We start from the raw sequence: 15,836 nt of genomic DNA on the forward strand, positions 1-15,836 counted from the left end.
GAGTGGCAATAAATTACTTAAAGCTTCTGATGGGGCGGCCGTTACAGAGTGTGAAGCAAATTGAGGGGTGTTCGGAAATCCAACATTTGCGCAACTGCGGGTCCTATGTCCGTTCAAACAGAGGACCCGCCAGGTGGAGCAGACTCGTTCAAGCTGTCCACCTGAACGGTGGGATCCTGACTGTGTGATATCAGTAGAGCCCGCAGTTTCTTGTTCATCAGGAGAAATCTTTTATGGCCATGTTTATCAATACCAACACTTCATCACTGAACGCCCAGCGTAACTTGATGAACACCACCAAGTCGTTGGATACCTCATATACCCGCTTGGCATCCGGCCTGCGCATCAACAGCGCCAAGGACGATGCGGCGGGTCTGCAGATCTCCAACCGTCTGACCTCTCAGGTCAACGGCCTGGATCAGGGCAACCGCAACGCCAATGACGGTATCTCCCTGGCGCAGACCGCGGAAGGGGCCATGGATGAAGTGACCGGCATGCTGCAGCGCATGCGCACCCTGGCTCAGCAATCCGCCAACGGTTCCAACTCCGCCAAGGACCGCGAGGCCTTGCAGAAGGAAGTGGATCAGCTGGGGTCTGAAATCAACCGTATCTCAACCGATACCACCTTCGCCGGCACCAAGTTACTGGATGGCAACTACAACGGCAGCTTCCAGGTTGGGGCTGACGCCAACCAGACCATCGGCTTTAGCCTTTCCCAGGCAGGGGGGTTTAGCATTTCCGGTATTTCTGCTGCGGCGAACACTACTGTGACCGCAGCGAGTGGCGGTGCTCTTGCCGTGAGCACCATCTTCTTGAGTGGTAGTGCGGGTGGCATCAGTATCAGTACTCAGACTAATGCGCAAAATGTTCTGGCTGCTGTTGATTCTATGTTGGGGATCGTCGATGGCAAACGTGCCGAGCTGGGTGCGGTGCAGAACCGTCTGGATTCGACCATTCGTAACCAGTCCAACATTTCCGAGAACGTCAGTGCCGCGCGCTCCCGTATCCGGGATGCGGACTTTGCGACCGAAACCGCCAATATGACCAAGCAGAATATTCTGCAACAGGCGGCTTCCAGCATCCTGGCTCAGGCCAACCAGCGTCCGCAGTCGGCTCTGTCGCTGCTGGGCTAAGCAAAAGAAAAGGGCGGTTGTTCAGGCCGCCCTGGTAAGAAAGATGGAACAACGGGGTGTTCGGATTTACGCCTTGTTCTATCGAAAGAGAAATTCTCTTGTTGTGGTATACCGCCTCGAGGGTCGTGCAGTCGTTCACTCTGCCCGCTCTCCAGGCTGTTCTCCTGAGCATAAGCTCTTCTTTGGCCGACATCGTCGGCTTTCTTATGGGCGCCATAAACTCGGCGACCCATAGCCTAAAGCATTAACCATGCCACTCTTCATCTGAGCCATAGGGTCCATCATAGGGCTGGCTCTCTGCGTCTGGATTGGGACCGCAATCTCATACAGGCGGAGGAGTCTTGCCTCTCTGCTGATGAAAGCGGCAATAAATTTCCTAAAGCTTCTGATGGGACTGCCGTTACAGGATATGAAGCAAATTGTGGGGTGTTCGGAAATCCAGCATTTGCGCAACTGTGGGTCCTATGTCCGTTCAAACAAGGGACCCGCCAGATGGCACAGACCGTTCAATCTGTCCATCTGAACGGTGGGATCCTGGCTGTGTTGACACAAGCAGAGCCCGCAGTTTCTTGTTCATCAGGAGAAATCTTTTATGGCCATGTTTATCAATACCAACACTTCATCACTGAACGCCCAGCGTAACTTGATGAACACCACCAAATCGTTGGATACCTCATACACCCGCCTGGCATCCGGTCTGCGCATCAACAGTGCCAAGGATGATGCAGCAGGCCTGCAGATCTCCAACCGTCTGACCTCCCAGGTCAATGGGCTGGATCAGGGTAACCGCAACGCCAACGATGGCATCTCCCTGGCGCAGACCGCAGAAGGGGCCATGGATGAAGTGACCGGCATGCTGCAGCGCATGCGTACCCTGGCCCAGCAATCTGCCAACGGCTCCAACTCAGACAAGGATCGTGAGGCCCTGCAAAAGGAAGTGGATCAACTGGGGTCAGAGATTAACCGTATCTCTACCGATACCACCTTCGCTGGTACCAAGCTTCTAGACGGCAGTTACACAGGCTCTTTCCAAGTGGGGGCTGACGCCAACCAGACTATCGGTTTCAGTTTGAATCAGTCTGCCGGTTTCAGTATCTCTGGTATTGCGGCGGCGGCGGGAACAACCATTTCCGTATTGAATGCAGCTAGCGCTGTCACTACCGTCGCAATCACCACCATTTTCGGTGGTGGCAGTGCCGGTGGGATCAGTATTAGCACTCAGAGTAAGGCTCAGGAAGTCTTGGCTGCGGCAGATGCCATGCTGGGCGTGGTAGATGGCAAGCGTGCCGAGCTGGGTGCGGTGCAGAACCGGTTGGATTCGACCATTCGCAACCAGGCCAACATCTCCGAAAACGTCAGTGCCGCGCGCTCCCGTATCCGTGATGCAGACTTTGCGACCGAGACCGCCAATATGACCAAGCAGAATATTCTGCAACAGGCGGCCTCCAGCATCCTGGCCCAGGCCAACCAGCGTCCGCAGTCGGCCCTGTCGCTGCTGGGCTAAGCCGGTACCATCTTCAGCCACTGATATAAGGAGCAGCAGATGGCCAATGAATCGATAACCTTGCCTTCTGTTACTTCGACGCTCACTCAACATGGCGGCCCTCAGGCCGCCATGACTGTTTCTCCCGCATCAGGTGGGGATAACTTGGTCGAACAGGCAAGTGTCGAGCCGACAGCCAGGGTATCGCAGGATCCGCCGGCGCATACCAAACCAGCAGAGTCGCGTATAGATAAGGCCTATATAGAAAAACAGGCCCAAGAATTGCAAGAAAGATTGGATAGTTTGAGCAAGTTGAAGGGATGGACAATCAACTTCAGTCTGGTGCCCGAGCTCGATCAACCCGTGATTAAGGTGATAGATGCGGATACCAAGCAGGTCATTCGCCAGATCCCGAGCGAAGAAATGCTGTTGATAAGCAAGCGGTTACAGTCGCTGGACCAGACGAGCAGCAGTGGTGTCAACCTCTCTGGACTGCTGTTTGATGGTCAGGTGTGACCTAAATTTTTAAGTTGATAGACAGGAGGATAGGATGGCAATTACCTCTGCTGGGGCGGGTTCTGGACTCGATCTTGAGAGTGTGATCGCGGCGAGTGTGGCGGCCAAAAAAGCCCAATTGCAACAGCCGCTCGTGACCAAGCAAAACAGTACTCAGATCACCTTGTCTGGCATAGGTCAGCTCAAGTCCTCCATCTCTGCTTTCACCGACATTCTCGACAAGTTGAGTGCCCCCGGCGCATTCAACAAACGCGCCATCAACATTACCCAGAGCAAAGACGATCCCATCTTGAAGGTGGAGAGCAAGACTGGTGGCTCCAATGGGCAGTACAACATTACTGTCAATAAGTTGGCACAGACGAGCCGTCAGGAGGGGATATTCGATAGCTCTACTACCCCTATGGTGACTCAGGATGGTCAGCTGACGTTCAAGGCCGGTGACAAGACCTTCAAGGTGGACGTCAAGGCGGGTTATACCCTGCAAGATATCCGCAAGAGCATCAACAGCAATGGGGATAACTTCGGTCTCAGTGCCAACATCGTCAACACGGCAGATGGCAAGGCCAAGCTGATGATTGACTCCGGTATCTCGGGGGATGGCAAGGATCTGACCATTACCGGCAATACGGCTGAACTCGGTATTTTTGAGGCGGGGGGCGGGGTCATGAACCAGACCCGGCCAGCCAGCAGTGCCGAGATCAACGTGGATGGCAACGTCCTCAAGAGCGACACCAATACCTTTGATGACTCCATTCAGGATCTGAAGATAACCGTACTGCGCGTCTCGGATACGGATAAAGACAGCAGCGTACCGGGGGCGCTCAAGTCAAACAAGGTGGATATCACCACCGACAAGACCTCTATCCAGGAGCTGGTCCAGCAGTTTGTGGATGGCTACAACACGCTGCAAGACAAGATGAACGCCCTGGACAAGCGTGGCACCTTCGTCGGCGGTGTGAAGCAGGATGATGGTGGCGCCCTGGCCGGTGACGCCACTACCCGCGCCATCAGCTCTTTCATGAGCAATCTGCTGGTCAGCCCCTCCAAGAACAGCGGCACCTATTCCACCGTCTTCGAGATCGGCATGAAGATGGATAACAAGGGCAAGCTGTCTCTGGACAAGACGAAGTTCAGCGAGGCTATCGACAAGAACTTCGATCAGGTGGTGGCGCTATTTGGGGGGGATGATGGTTTGGCATCCACCTTGAACAAGGGTCTGAAGGAATACACCAAGAGTGGCGGCATGTTGGCACAGCGGGAAGATGTGCTGAATTCGGATCTGCGCAGCCTCACTCAAAAAGCATCGACGGCCAATGCGCAGCTGACAAAATATGAAGCGGCCTTGCGGGCCCAATACGGTAGCCTGGATGCCTTGTTGGTCAAAATGAATAACTCGGCATCCGCCCTGACGTCGCTACAAATAAACAATAAGAATTGATTAATCGTGATATTACGAGGACTCATATCATGTACAACCGTAATCTGAAGGCATATAAGGCAACCAGCATCGCGGCTGATTTGACGGTTGCCGATCCTCATCGTGTCATTCAGCTTATGATGCAAGGCCTTCTCGAGCGTTTGGCTCAGGCCAAGGGCGCCATCGAGCGGCAAGATATGGAGGCAAAATCGGTTGCTGTTTCCAAGGCGCAAGGGTTGCTGCACGGCCTGCAGGATGCGCTCGACCTGAGCCAGGGGGCCATGGCCGAGGATCTGTATGGACTCTATGCCTATATGGATGAGCGTATCTGGGATGCGAGTCTGGCACGGGATATTGCGCCCCTCGAGGAGGTTATGGGTCTGATGGTGACCATCAAATCCGGTTGGGATCAGCTGCCGGAGGCCGAAAAACAGCAAGGCTATCAGATGAGACAACAGCTGGGTGAGTTGTGAGCGTCACGCTCGTCTCCCTTGCAGAGGCATTGACGGAAAATGCCTGCCTGATGGAGTCGCTGTTGCAACAACAGCAATATGACGAAGCCTTGCTGTGCATGGATGACCGGCTGGCGTTGATCGACAGCCTGGTACAGCTGGTCAGAGAGGATCCGGCGCAGCAGCAAGCTGCGGCGGCCCTGGCCGGCGCTCTGTCAATTCAGGAAAAGAGCATGAAAACCCTGGCCGCCAGCCATCATCACACCATTTTCGAACAGCTGGCTCGCGTCGGGAGAGGCACCAGGGCCGGGCAAGCCTATCGTGTGAACAGCAAGGAGTTCTGATGTCACTCAATATCGACGCAACCCTGGTCAAAGCCGAACAAGACGCACTGCGACTTCAACAGCAGGCAGAACAGGAAGCGGCCATGGCGATGGCCTTACCGCTGCGCTTTGAACAGAATATGGCGGCATTTCGCCAATATATCCCCCATATCGCCGATATGTACGAAGCCTACCAACCCGCACGCCCTTTCCGATTCTTCTGCAATGAGAATGGTCAGCCCAACTTGGCCTGGCTCGACGATGACGTCGCCGTCTACGGCAAAGAGCCCTACCTCATCTGCGAGACGCTGGTGACCGAGTTCATGGAGAAGGGGGGGCTATCCAAGTTCTCCTTCAGCCAGGAGGCAAATCCGCTCGGCTTCATGCATGTGGAATACCTCAACAAACTCAATGCCTATCTCGACGATATCTCGGCCCGGGAGGTGATGCTGGATCGAGTACCCCATGAGGTACCCAGCGCCCTGATCTTCGGGGTGGGGCTGGGTTACCATCTCGGTTACCTCTATGAGCAGTGCAAGATAGGCACCCTGTTCCTGTTCGAGCCGGATCTGGATCTGTTTTACGGGTCGCTGTTTTGCTTCGACTGGGCTCCCCTGCTGGCCTATCTGCATCAGGAGAATCTGGGGCTGCACATACTGCTGGGACAGGATGAAGAGACCATAGTGAAGGATTTCGCGTCGGCCATTCACAGTCGGGGTTCTTTCCTCATCGCCAACGCCTTCATCATGTGGGGGTATCAGGGCGATAAGATAAAGAAACTGATAGAGAAGGTGCAGCAGGAATATTATCTGCTGGTGATGGGCTGGGGCTTCTTCGATGACAACCTGATCGCCTTGTCTCACACCATCAACAATATCGAGCGTGGTGTGCCGTTCCTGCAAAAAGATCGGCGGATCTCGCCCCAGTATCAACGTACCCCCATCTTCATCATCGCCAACGGTCCCTCGCTGGACGAATCCATCGCCGTCATCGCAGAAAATCGGGACAAGGCCATCCTGATCTCCTGTGGCAGTGCCATCTCGGCCTTGCACAAGGTGGGCATCAAGCCGGATATCCATGTCGAGACCGAGCGCACCAAGATCGTCTATGACTTCCTGGTGAATCTGGATGACCCAGACTACCTGCGTGATGTGCTGTTCCTGAGCACAGACGTCATCCATCCGGATTGCGCCACCCTGTTCAACCACTCGGCGCTGGGGTTCAAGCTCAGCGAGCCCGGGGTGGTGCTCTACCAGAACTACTTCTCTCAACTGAAACCCTGTGCCGGGCTCGGCGGGGTGAATCCCCTGGTGGGCAATATCGGTATCAGTGCTCCCGTCCACCTCGGGTTCAAGCATCTCTATCTGTTCGGCCTGGACAATGGCTACAAGCACAAGGGACACCATCACTCCAAGCTCAGCTCCTATTACAACGATGAGGAGAATGCCGGTGCTCTGGGGGAGATGATGTATGGCGACAGCCTGTGGCAGCGTGAGGGGAACTTCGGTGGCATGGTCATCAGCAATGCCATGTTCGATACCTCCCGCCGCGTGATGGAGCAGGTATTGCTCACCAATGACGAGGTGCGCTGCTTCAATTGCAGCGATGGCGCCAAAATTGAGAAGGCCAGGGCCTTGCCGAGCACGGAGATAAGCCTCTCCCTGCCGATCGACAAGTCCGCCCTGCTGGGGGAGATTTCGGCACTCTGCGAGCCCATTCCCTTGTCCAAGCAAGACTTTTCCCCGCTGCTCGACGTCGAGTTCTTCAATGTGTTCATCGACAAGATGATGGACGAATGGCAGCAGCCATTCTCGTCCCGCAACGAGCTGAACCAGCTGATGCTGCGCAACTTTGGTTACCTTGCCCAGATCGCCGCGACCCGGCAACAGCATATTTCCCAGACCATGGTGGGGTCGATGAACTATGTGTTCACCCTGCTGAGCTCCATTCTCTATTCGTTCGAGGGGGAAGAGGAGACGCTGGTGCTGATGCAACCCGCCATCGAGCTATGGCTGGAGTTCCTGGGGAAGGTGAGAGAGATGTATCCGAAGGCGCTCGACAGCGTCGATATGATCGATAACGAAGTGATGGCCCTCTTCAGGAAGAAAGCGTAGGAAACAGGCCGGAAGGCCTGTTCAGAACATCAGCCGAAAGATGGGCCTGTAACAGGGCCCGAAAAGAACAATGCCGACCCGGGGGTCGGCATTTTTTATCGCTTCGGATAGGGGTTCTGCGCCGCGAGCAGCCTCGCGTCCTTGCGCAATATCTGCACCGAGATCAGCGCATCGGGCTCCAGCTCCTGACCGCCGTCGTGATGCTGCACGTGTTCGAACAGGCGGTGGTAGCCGGGGTGCCAGCCAAACAAGTCGCCGTAATTCATCTTGTAGCTGAACAGATTGGCGTGATGCTGATAGTCGTTGCGATAGTGGCCCGCTGGAGGATTGAAATCCAGGATGGTCATCAGGCCCCGATCGGCCAGCAGGGCATCGCTGCCGGCGGCAATCTTGAACAGATCCTGGGGATCGCACAGGTAGAGGCAGAAACCGAAGATGATGAGATCGACGGGCTCTATCTCGGGCAGGCAGTCGGCCGTGCCCACGCTGAGCTGCAAGCCGGGGTAACGGGCAAGGCCATCCTGGATGGCACTGGCCGATGGATCCACCCCGTAGCAGCGAGCGCCGTAGTGCTCGGCCAGCTGCGCCAGTCGCCAGCCGTTGGCACAGCCTATCTCCAGGATCCGGCCGGGTTTGACCGCCAGATAGTGCAGCGCCTTGAAGATGGGATCGCTGGCCAGCGACTTGCCGAGAATGGCGGTCTTGTTGCGCTCATACCACTCGTTCCCTTCCTGCGCCATGAAGACGTTCTTCTGTTGCATCTTGTGTTCCTCGGGGTCAGGAAACCAGTGACCAATCCAGTGGCGTACCCGCCTGAATATCCTGACTGGCGCTGCGACCGAGCAGGGAGGGCAGGTGGACAGGTGCCAAGCCGTGGGCGGGGCGAATGGATCTCAGGTTTTGGGGGGTGAACGTCTCGCCTGCCTTCATCTCCTGGCACACGAAGAGGGAGCGCGAGAATTGCCGACTCAGCATTGCTTTCTCATTGAGGTGGTAGCTGACCTCGCCCAGCGCCGCTTCCGCTTGCCGTATGCCTTCAACCATTGAGCCGAACTCGCTGGGTGTCATCGAAAAAGAGGCGTCAGGCCCACCAATGGTTCTATCCAGAATAAAGTGCTTCTCGATCACCCGGGCACCGAGGGCGGTGGCGGCGATGGCCACGGCATGACCCAGGGTATGATCCGACAACCCGGCCTTGACCCCGAAGGTCTGCGCCAGGTTGGGCATGGTGAGCAGGTTGGCCTCCTCCACCGGGGCGGGGTAGGAGGAGGTGCACTTGAGCAGGGTGATGTCCTGGTTGCCCATGCGCCGACAGGCCTGCACGGCTGCATCTATGTCGGCAAGGGTGGCGATGCCGGTCGAGATGATCATCGGCTTGCCCTTGCTGGCCGCGTATTCGATCAGGGGGATGTCGGTGATCTCGAACGAGGCGATCTTGTAGAGGGGGACACCGAGGGTCTCCAGGAAGTCGACGGCAGTGACATCAAAGGGGGTCGAGAAGAAGACAAGCCCTGCTTTCTCCGCTTCGGCCTGGATGGCGGCATGCCATTCCCAGGGGGTAAAGGCTTGCTGATACAGCTGGTAGAGGGTGGTGCCATCCCAGATGGTCCCCTGCTTGATCTGGAAATAGTCGTTGTCACAATCCAGGGTGATGGTGTCGGCCGTGTAGGTCTGGATCTTGATGGCATCGGCGCCGCACGCCTTGGCGGCGCGCACGGTTGCCAGCGCCGTCTCCAGGGAGTGGCCATGATTGGCCGACAGTTCGGCGATGACGAAGCATCGATTCGGATTGATGGCCTGAGCCATGGCTTGGGTCATGGGTGTCTCCACTCCTGTTCGGTGATCCCCATGAGCAGGAGATCGATAAAGCGGTGTTGATCCGGGCGGCAGACGGCTTCCCGCCAGGCGCCTTCGTGGCGAAAGCCGGCATTGCGATAGGCCTGGATGGCCCGCTCGTTGTCGGCGGCCACCTCCAGTTTGAGGGTGTGCAGCCGGGCGATATCGAACGCCAGCTGACCGACGGCCGCCAGCAGGTGCGCCCCCAGGCGTTCCCCGTGCCGCGAGGGGTTGCGATAGATGCCGAGCCAGGCGATGCGGTTGTGCCAGTCCAGCCGGTGCAGGGAAACGACTCCGGCGGGGCCACGGGCATCCTGGCAGAGGTAGTTGAAGTTGCGGGTCTCGTGCTGCTGGCGTGCCATGAAGGCCAGGTGAGCCTCCAGCGGGATCTCGCCTCCCGAGCTCATCCAGTGGGCCACATCCGGGTGGTTGCGCATCTGCCAGACCGTCAGTGTCTGCGGCTCACTCAGGGTGGAGAAGGGGAGGAGTGTCAGCCCGGCCAGCTCGACGCTTCGTTGCAGATCTAGTGCTGGTTGAGCCATGCGAGGGCCTCCAGGGTGCCATTTCCGTTCATTCGTGCTTGCAGCCCCCGGGCTCGTCTGGCCCGTTCATCCTGGCTGCCGAGCAAGGCCAGGCCTTGTGCCAGTTGGGTATATAACCCCTCCTCATGCCACCAACCTCCCGAGACGAAGCCGTCCGGGTCGCACCAGCCTGCGAGCTGCTCGGCCTGATTGTCGGCGACCCCGATGAGAAGGCCGGGCAGACCGCAGCGGGCCAGTTCGTAGCTGACCTGGCCGGCAGCGCTGATGGCGAGATCGCAGCGGGACATGAGTTCAACCATCTGTCCGGCGTCGAGGCGATGGTGCTGCCTGCATTCCAGGAGCCGTGAGTCATGTTTCTGGGTTATTACCTCCAGCTCGACCTCGGGGTGATGACGATGCAGCCACGCCACTAATCCCGGGGTCAGATCCCGGATATCTGTCCCTCCCATGATGATCAGGAGGCGCTCGATACGGGCGGAGATCCGAGTGCGGGCGGGCACCGACCAAAACGGTGGGCGCAGCGGCTGCCAACTCGGCCCCCACTGCCAGATGGCGGCGCCCGGCTGCGAGTCGGGCACGCCGGGGCTGGCATGGATCACCCGTCCCTCGGGGTAGGCCAGTCGCCTGGTGTCATCGAGGTAGATGACCCGCACAAAGCCGGCCGAGATGCACTCCAGAGTGGTCAGGCTTGCCGAATAGGAGTCGACGATGGCGACGGCGTTCTGTGGGGGGACGTTTTTATCCTGCCACGCCTCCCAGCTGACGCTGTCGCCCTCGAGCAGGGAACCGGCGAACTTATCCCCGTCCACGACCCAATGGACGGTGCCCCCCTGGGCTCGCCAGGCGGCGGCGTAGGCGCAGCAGCGGCTGAGATGACCCAGGCCCCGCGCCTTGTCCCCTTCACTGAAAATCCAGAGTGGCAGCACTCAGCGCACCTTGAAGACGGGCTGGATCGGCTCGCCATCCAGGGCCTCGTGGATGGCGTGTTCGGCATCCAGACGGATCAGCGCAGGCAGCACCTCGGCATAGACCTCGAGCAGCCGTGCGACCTCGGCTTCACCGTGCGCCAGGTTGATGTTGTGGCTGCCGAGGCTCAGGATCCCGCGCTTGCACAGCTCCTGAATGAAGTAGCTCTTGAGCAGCCAGCTGGAGTGGTTGGGGGAATCGCTGATGAGCAGGAAGCTCCAGCTCGGGTGGCCGGCGCTCTGCAGCCAGCTCGGGGCATCCAGCCTCTGCAGCAAGGCATCGAGTTCGCTAAGCAATTGCTGGCCACGTTCGGCCAGTCGTGCGGGCACATCCAGTCGACGCATCTTCTTGATCACGGCGTTGGCGGCCGCGAGGGCGATGGCATCGCCGCCGAAGGTGCCGGAGAAGAAGATATCCTCCATGCGCCGCATGTGCTCGCGGCGGCCCACCACGGCGGAGATGGGGAAGCCGTTCGCCATCCCCTTGCCGAAGGCGGCCAGATCCGGGGTGACGCCGAACAGGGTCTGGGCACCGCCAAGGTGGAAGCGAAAACCCGTGATGGTCTCATCGAAGATGAGCAGGGCGCCGTGCTGGTCGCACAGCTGGCGCAGGCCGGGCAGAAATTCGGGGGAGGGCCAGGCGACATTCATCGGCTCCAGGATCACGGCGGCAAACTCGCCGGGGTGAGCCTCGAGCTGGGCCCGCAGGGAGGCCAGATCGTTGTAGTCAAAGCGATGAGTGAGCTCGCGCACGCACTCGGGCACCCCCAGGTGGCGGGTGGTGGAGCCTATGTACCAGTCCTGCCAGCCGTGGTAGCCACAGACGGCGACTCGCTCACGGCCGGTCACGGCGCGGGAGAGGCGGATACAGGCGGAGGTGGCGTCGGTGCCGTTCTTGCCAAAGCGTACCATCTCGGCGCAGGGGATGAGCTCGATAAGCTGCTCCGCCACTTCGGTCTCCAGCCGGTGAGGCAGCGAGAAGATGGAGCCCAGGTTGAGCTGCTCCAGCACGGCCTGGTTCACGTCCGGGTCACAGTAGCCCAGGCTGATGGCCAGCAGGCCGCTGGCAAAATCCAGGTACTGGTTGCCATCCACGTCCCAGACCGTTGCGCCTTCACCGCGCTCGATAAACAGGGGGGCGGCGCCGTAGGGGAAGCAGAGACGGCTCTTGGAGAAGGTCTGGGAGCCCAGGGGAATGCTCTGCTCTGCCCGGGCGGAGAGTGCCAGTGAATGCTGATAACGTGAGGTCATGGGTGCTTCTCCTTGGCCAGCGAGCTTGCCAGCCCTTCATTGCGCTGATGCCGGGTATTCAGGGTCGCGAGATATGGCGCCCGAGCCAGCAAATTGAGGATGTCGTTAGTGGTAAATGCTGGGTTTGCAGGGTAAAGCTGTCTGTAAATCTGTTCAATCAGCTCAAAATCGGCGGGTTCATCTACCGTCCAGCGCAGATGAGACAGGCTCGGCTGGCGTGCCAGCTTGCCTATGTTGAACTGCGTTTCATGTTGGCGGATGTAGTAGGTGACGTGTTCACGCTGAACCTGGCTATGGGCCTGCTCGGCCAGCAGGTTGAGGGTGCCGGCACTCAGGATCTCGGCGTCCAGCCCATCCGGGTAGCTGGGGTCCCAGCAGTTGCTGCTGTAGTCATAGCCGCCAGCCAGATGCAGTTCGATGAGCTCGTCGATGAGCTCGGGATCCGCCAGCGGGCAGTCGCCGGTCAGTCTGACGACATGAGCCGGTGCAAAGGGTTGGGCCGCCAGGTGGAAACGTGCCAGCACATCGTTCAGGGGCCCACGAAAACAGGGAACACCGAGTCGCTCACAAAGCCGGGCGATGGCTTCATCGTCGGCCTGATCGCTGGTGGCGACCATCAACTGATCCAGCCCTGTCGCGCGTTTGAGCCGCTCAATCTGACGTGCGAGCATAGGTTCGCCCAGCAAGGGTTTGAGCACCTTGCCAGGCAGCCGGCTGGAGCCCGCCCTGGCTTGCAAGATTCCGAGGATCATGATGATGTCCACATGGCCGGATTGATGAGGAAGGGGTCGTCGCAGGCGAGGCCGGCGAGCTCGGTGTCGGGCCACTGAGGCAGATGGCCATGGGCCGCGCCTATGGCCGCCAGCTCATAGGCATGACAGACCCCCACCACGAAACGGCTGACCTGCGGCAGGGCCGCTGTCAGCGAGAGCGCCTTGACGAGGGGGGAGAGATGGGGATGCCAATTGTCCAGCCGCGCCAGCGGCTCGGCGAAGGACTGGAAATAAGCCGGGCGCATCGCCGGCTGCATCAGCAGCAGTCCCTGCAGGAAGAGGGAGCGTACGTGGATCTCGCAGCCCATATCCTGCAACCGATTGAGCCAGCCCGAACGCAGGAAGCGCTGATCGAGCAAGTTGGCGGGCAGTTGCACCAGTTGCAATGGGTTGCCCTGGCTCAACCACAGATCCAGCTCATCCGGGGAGTAGACCGACACCCCCAGCTTGCCCACCTTGCCTTGTCGCTGTAGATCCATCAGCCGCTCGAACAGGGCGGGGCTGGTGTCCTGGCCGCGATGGAGCAGCAGGCCATCCAGCCTCGGGCGTGCCAGTTGGCGCAGGCTGTTGTCGACGGAAGCAGCGACCTCGCTGGCCAGGATACCGGGGGCCAGCTTGTCCACCAACAGAAAGTCGGCGCTGTGGCGGCTGCCGAGCCGCGACTCCGCATTGCCATAGGCTTGCGCCGTGTCCAGGGTATCGATGCCCAACTGGCGAGCCAGCGTCAGGATATCGTCGAGGGCATCATCACCGACCTGTCCAGCCCGATTGCTGATGCCGTAATCGAGCCCAAACTGCACCGTGCCCAGGGCTAGGCGCATAGCACCCGCTCCAGGGCCTGGATGACCCTGTCCTGATCGGCCAGGGAGAGCGCGGGGAACAGGGGCAGGCTGATGGCCTGACGGTAGTAGGCCTGGGCGCCGGGGTAATTGGCGGGATCCTGCCCCAGCTCACGGTAGTAGGGTTGGGCCGGGATGGGCATGTAATGCACATTCACCCCTATGCCTGCGTCTCGCAGGCGGGCAAATACCTGGTCGCGGTCGGCAACCTGGATCACGTAGAGGTGGTAGCCGGAGCGGCGATCCTCGCATTGACGCAGTGGCCTGACCGGCAGCCGGGTCAGCAGCTCGTCGTAACGGGCTGCCAGCTGCTGACGCTGGTCGATAAAGTGGGACAAGCGGCTCATCTGGCTCAGACCCAGCGCGGCCTGGATGTCGGTCAGACGGTAGTTGAAGCCGAGCACCTGCTGTTCGTAGTACCAGCCACCCGGGCTGGGCGAGCTCAGTTGCTCGGGATCCCGGGTGATGCCGTGGCTGCGATAGAGCCGCAGCTTGGCGGCCAGCGCGGCATCGCGGGTGGTGACGGCGCCCCCTTCCCCCGTGGTGATGGGTTTCACGGGATGGAAGCTGAAGACGGTCATGTCGCTGTAGGTGCAACTGCCGATGGGGCTGTCTTGATAGCTGGCGCCCAGAGCGTGGCAGGCATCCTCAATCAGGCGAACGTCATATTGCCGACACAGGGCGCCAATTTCCGCCAGATCGCAGGGCTGACCCGCCAGGTGCACGGCGACCAGCGCCTTGGGCTGAGCCGGGGTGCCCTGAACGGCCTCCAGCTTGGCGCGCAGCGCCGCCACGCACAGGTTGCCGGTATCGGGCTCCACATCGACAAAGTCCACCTGGGCGCCGCAGTAGCGGGCACAGTTGGCGGAGGCGACGAAGCTGATGGCAGAGACCCAGACCCAGTCATTGTTGTCCAGTGCCAGCACGGCACAGGCGAGGTGCAGGGCCGTGGTGCCATTGTTGCAGGCGACTACATGGGGGACCTGGCAATAATCGGCCAGTCCCTGCTCAAAGGCGGGGACCGCCTCACCCTGGGTGAGATAGTCCGACTTCAGGACGGCAACAACGGCATCGATGTCATCATCTGTGATGGATTGGCGTCCATAGGGGATCATTCGGCTAGCACCTGCTGGTTCATCATCTGTAATTCGTCTATCGACAGAAAGTGCTGATTGTTTAGGGAATTGTATTCAAAACCGGGTTCGACCAGGGTGGCCGTTTCCCCAATGGCATTGGTTGTGAAGTCGTTGTTGCGACTGCTGAAACTGATGCTCGGGGAGATCACGTAATAATCCTTGAACTCGAAGGTGTGATAGGAGTCGTCGGCCGGGCACATGACCTCGTGCAGCTTCTCGCCGGGGCGAATGCCGATGATCTCTTGTGGCAGTTCCGGCGCCATGGCGCTGGCCAGATCCGTGATGCGCACGGACGGGATCTTGGGGATAAACAGCTCCCCCCCCTTCATCCGCTGGAAATTGGTCAGCACGAAGTCGACCCCTTGTTGCAAGGTGAGCCAGAAGCGGGTCATCTCGGCGTGAGTGATCGGCAGATGGCTGGCACCCTCTCTGATCAGCCTGTCGAAGAAGGGCACCACTGAGCCACGAGAGCCCACCACGTTGCCATAACGGACCACGGAGAAGATGGTCGGGTTCTTGCCCGCCATATTATTGGCGGCGACAAACAGCTTGTCGGAGCAGAGTTTGGTGGCGCCATAGAGGTTGACCGGGTTGGCGGCCTTGTCGGTGGAGAGGGCGATCACCTTCTCGACCCCGTTATTGAGTGCCGCCTTGATGACGTTTTCCGCGCCCCCCACGTTGGTCTTGATGCACTCCATGGGGTTGTATTCGGCAGCAGGTACCTGCTTGAGGGCGGCGGCATGCACCACGAAGTCCACGCCGTGCATGGCCATGTTGAGCCGCTCTGCGTCTCGTACATCACCGATGAAGTAACGCATGCAGGGGTGGTTGAAACGCTGCTGCATCTCGAACTGCTTGAGTTCATCACGGGAATACACGATCAAACGGCTGGGGGTGTAACGGGAGAGGACCGTCTCGATGAATTTCTTGCCAAAGGAGCCGGAACCCCCGGTGACCAGGATCGTTTTTCCGTTGAACATGTTGGTGTCCCATGATGAAGGTGTGTGTCTGCGAAAATTAAAAGCATATTCTGTGCCAGAACCCATCTTTGGCATC

The 15,836-nt window shown here is 59.0% G+C and carries 16 protein-coding genes; 7 read left to right on the forward strand and 9 right to left on the reverse strand.

What is annotated here, in order from left to right:
- Positions 1-233: 233 nt before the first annotated feature.
- The 7 genes from MM194_RS14400 to MM194_RS14430 all read left to right on the forward strand — a co-directional run bounded on the left by MM194_RS14400 (position 234) and on the right by MM194_RS14430 (position 7,438).
- Positions 234-1,133, forward strand: coding sequence for a flagellin (locus MM194_RS14400; RefSeq protein ID WP_042641680.1), 900 nt, complete (start codon positions 234-236; stop codon positions 1,131-1,133).
- A 592-nt stretch (positions 1,134-1,725) separates the two neighbouring features.
- The gene (locus tag MM194_RS14405; RefSeq protein ID WP_241343936.1) at positions 1,726-2,637 is read left to right on the forward strand and encodes a flagellin; all 912 of its coding nucleotides are present in this window, start codon (positions 1,726-1,728) and stop codon (positions 2,635-2,637) included.
- Between the two features lie 39 nt (positions 2,638-2,676).
- On the forward strand, positions 2,677-3,132 hold the full coding sequence (locus MM194_RS14410; RefSeq protein ID WP_241343937.1) for a flagellar protein FlaG: 456 nt from the start codon (positions 2,677-2,679) through the stop codon (positions 3,130-3,132).
- 34 nt (positions 3,133-3,166) lie between these two features.
- Positions 3,167-4,570 carry a flagellar filament capping protein FliD gene (gene fliD, locus MM194_RS14415; protein ID WP_241343938.1) on the forward strand — a complete coding sequence of 468 codons (1,404 nt, stop codon included), beginning with the start codon at positions 3,167-3,169 and terminating at the stop codon, positions 4,568-4,570.
- A gap of 29 nt (positions 4,571-4,599) precedes the next feature.
- Positions 4,600-5,022 carry a flagellar export chaperone FliS gene (gene fliS, locus MM194_RS14420; protein WP_241343939.1) on the forward strand — a complete coding sequence of 141 codons (423 nt, stop codon included), beginning with the start codon at positions 4,600-4,602 and terminating at the stop codon, positions 5,020-5,022.
- Positions 5,019-5,345, forward strand: a complete 327-nt coding sequence (locus MM194_RS14425) for a hypothetical protein (protein WP_241343940.1) — start codon at positions 5,019-5,021, stop codon at positions 5,343-5,345. The genes fliS and MM194_RS14425 overlap by 4 nt, the downstream gene beginning before the upstream one ends.
- Entirely contained in the window at positions 5,345-7,438 is a 2,094-nt protein-coding gene (locus tag MM194_RS14430) for a 6-hydroxymethylpterin diphosphokinase MptE-like protein (protein ID WP_241343941.1), read from the forward strand. Before MM194_RS14425 ends, MM194_RS14430 begins: the two co-directional genes overlap by 1 nt.
- A 95-nt stretch (positions 7,439-7,533) precedes the next feature.
- Here MM194_RS14430 and MM194_RS14435 read toward each other — a convergent pair whose 3' ends face one another.
- From MM194_RS14435 to pseB, 9 genes are read right to left on the reverse strand one after another with little or no spacing between them, the layout of a single operon-like run.
- Positions 7,534-8,199 (reverse strand): class I SAM-dependent methyltransferase, encoded by a 666-nt coding sequence (locus tag MM194_RS14435; protein ID WP_241343942.1) that lies wholly within the window; start codon positions 8,197-8,199, stop codon positions 7,534-7,536.
- A gap of 16 nt (positions 8,200-8,215) precedes the next feature.
- Positions 8,216-9,256 (reverse strand): pseudaminic acid synthase, encoded by a 1,041-nt coding sequence (pseI, locus tag MM194_RS14440; protein WP_241343943.1) that lies wholly within the window; start codon positions 9,254-9,256, stop codon positions 8,216-8,218.
- Complete coding sequence (gene pseH, locus MM194_RS14445) at positions 9,253-9,816, reverse strand: UDP-4-amino-4,6-dideoxy-N-acetyl-beta-L-altrosamine N-acetyltransferase (RefSeq protein WP_241343944.1); 564 nt, start codon at positions 9,814-9,816, stop codon at positions 9,253-9,255. The genes pseI and pseH overlap by 4 nt, the downstream gene beginning before the upstream one ends.
- Positions 9,798-10,742, reverse strand: coding sequence for a hypothetical protein (locus tag MM194_RS14450; RefSeq protein ID WP_241343945.1), 945 nt, complete (start codon positions 10,740-10,742; stop codon positions 9,798-9,800). Before MM194_RS14450 ends, pseH begins: the two co-directional genes overlap by 19 nt.
- On the reverse strand, positions 10,743-12,032 hold the full coding sequence (locus MM194_RS14455; protein WP_241343946.1) for an aminotransferase class III-fold pyridoxal phosphate-dependent enzyme: 1,290 nt from the start codon (positions 12,030-12,032) through the stop codon (positions 10,743-10,745).
- Positions 12,029-12,784: a glycosyltransferase family protein gene (locus MM194_RS14460; RefSeq protein WP_033131559.1), complete on the reverse strand. Its 756-nt coding sequence runs from the start codon at positions 12,782-12,784 to the stop codon at positions 12,029-12,031. The genes MM194_RS14455 and MM194_RS14460 overlap by 4 nt, the downstream gene beginning before the upstream one ends.
- A complete protein-coding gene (locus tag MM194_RS14465) occupies positions 12,781-13,626 on the reverse strand; it encodes an aldo/keto reductase (protein ID WP_241343947.1) in 846 nt (281 codons plus the stop codon). Before MM194_RS14465 ends, MM194_RS14460 begins: the two co-directional genes overlap by 4 nt.
- Entirely contained in the window at positions 13,617-14,759 is a 1,143-nt protein-coding gene (gene pseC / locus MM194_RS14470) for a UDP-4-amino-4,6-dideoxy-N-acetyl-beta-L-altrosamine transaminase (RefSeq protein WP_241343948.1), read from the reverse strand. The genes MM194_RS14465 and pseC overlap by 10 nt, the downstream gene beginning before the upstream one ends.
- Positions 14,756-15,760, reverse strand: a complete 1,005-nt coding sequence (pseB, locus tag MM194_RS14475; protein ID WP_033131562.1) for a UDP-N-acetylglucosamine 4,6-dehydratase (inverting) — start codon at positions 15,758-15,760, stop codon at positions 14,756-14,758. The genes pseC and pseB overlap by 4 nt, the downstream gene beginning before the upstream one ends.
- Positions 15,761-15,836: the final 76 nt, after the last annotated feature.

Origin of the sequence: Aeromonas sp. MR16 (assembly GCF_022549315.1) — a bacterium.
Taxonomy (GTDB): domain Bacteria; phylum Pseudomonadota; class Gammaproteobacteria; order Enterobacterales; family Aeromonadaceae; genus Aeromonas; species Aeromonas aquatica.

Coding starts and splice junctions, on each gene's coding strand:
- fliS (WP_241343939.1), top strand. CDS start 4,600: ATGTACAACCGTAATCTGAAGGCATATAAGGCAACCAGCATCGCGGCT.
- MM194_RS14405 (WP_241343936.1), top strand. CDS start 1,726: ATGGCCATGTTTATCAATACCAACACTTCATCACTGAACGCCCAGCGT.
- MM194_RS14455 (WP_241343946.1), bottom strand. CDS start 12,032: ATGACCTCACGTTATCAGCATTCACTGGCACTCTCCGCCCGGGCAGAG.
- MM194_RS14400 (WP_042641680.1), top strand. CDS start 234: ATGGCCATGTTTATCAATACCAACACTTCATCACTGAACGCCCAGCGT.
- MM194_RS14430 (WP_241343941.1), top strand. CDS start 5,345: ATGTCACTCAATATCGACGCAACCCTGGTCAAAGCCGAACAAGACGCA.
- fliD (WP_241343938.1), top strand. CDS start 3,167: ATGGCAATTACCTCTGCTGGGGCGGGTTCTGGACTCGATCTTGAGAGT.
- MM194_RS14410 (WP_241343937.1), top strand. CDS start 2,677: ATGGCCAATGAATCGATAACCTTGCCTTCTGTTACTTCGACGCTCACT.
- pseB (WP_033131562.1), bottom strand. CDS start 15,760: ATGTTCAACGGAAAAACGATCCTGGTCACCGGGGGTTCCGGCTCCTTT.
- pseH (WP_241343944.1), bottom strand. CDS start 9,816: ATGGCTCAACCAGCACTAGATCTGCAACGAAGCGTCGAGCTGGCCGGG.
- pseI (WP_241343943.1), bottom strand. CDS start 9,256: ATGACCCAAGCCATGGCTCAGGCCATCAATCCGAATCGATGCTTCGTC.
- MM194_RS14435 (WP_241343942.1), bottom strand. CDS start 8,199: ATGCAACAGAAGAACGTCTTCATGGCGCAGGAAGGGAACGAGTGGTAT.
- MM194_RS14460 (WP_033131559.1), bottom strand. CDS start 12,784: ATGATCCTCGGAATCTTGCAAGCCAGGGCGGGCTCCAGCCGGCTGCCT.
- pseC (WP_241343948.1), bottom strand. CDS start 14,759: ATGATCCCCTATGGACGCCAATCCATCACAGATGATGACATCGATGCC.
- MM194_RS14465 (WP_241343947.1), bottom strand. CDS start 13,626: ATGCGCCTAGCCCTGGGCACGGTGCAGTTTGGGCTCGATTACGGCATC.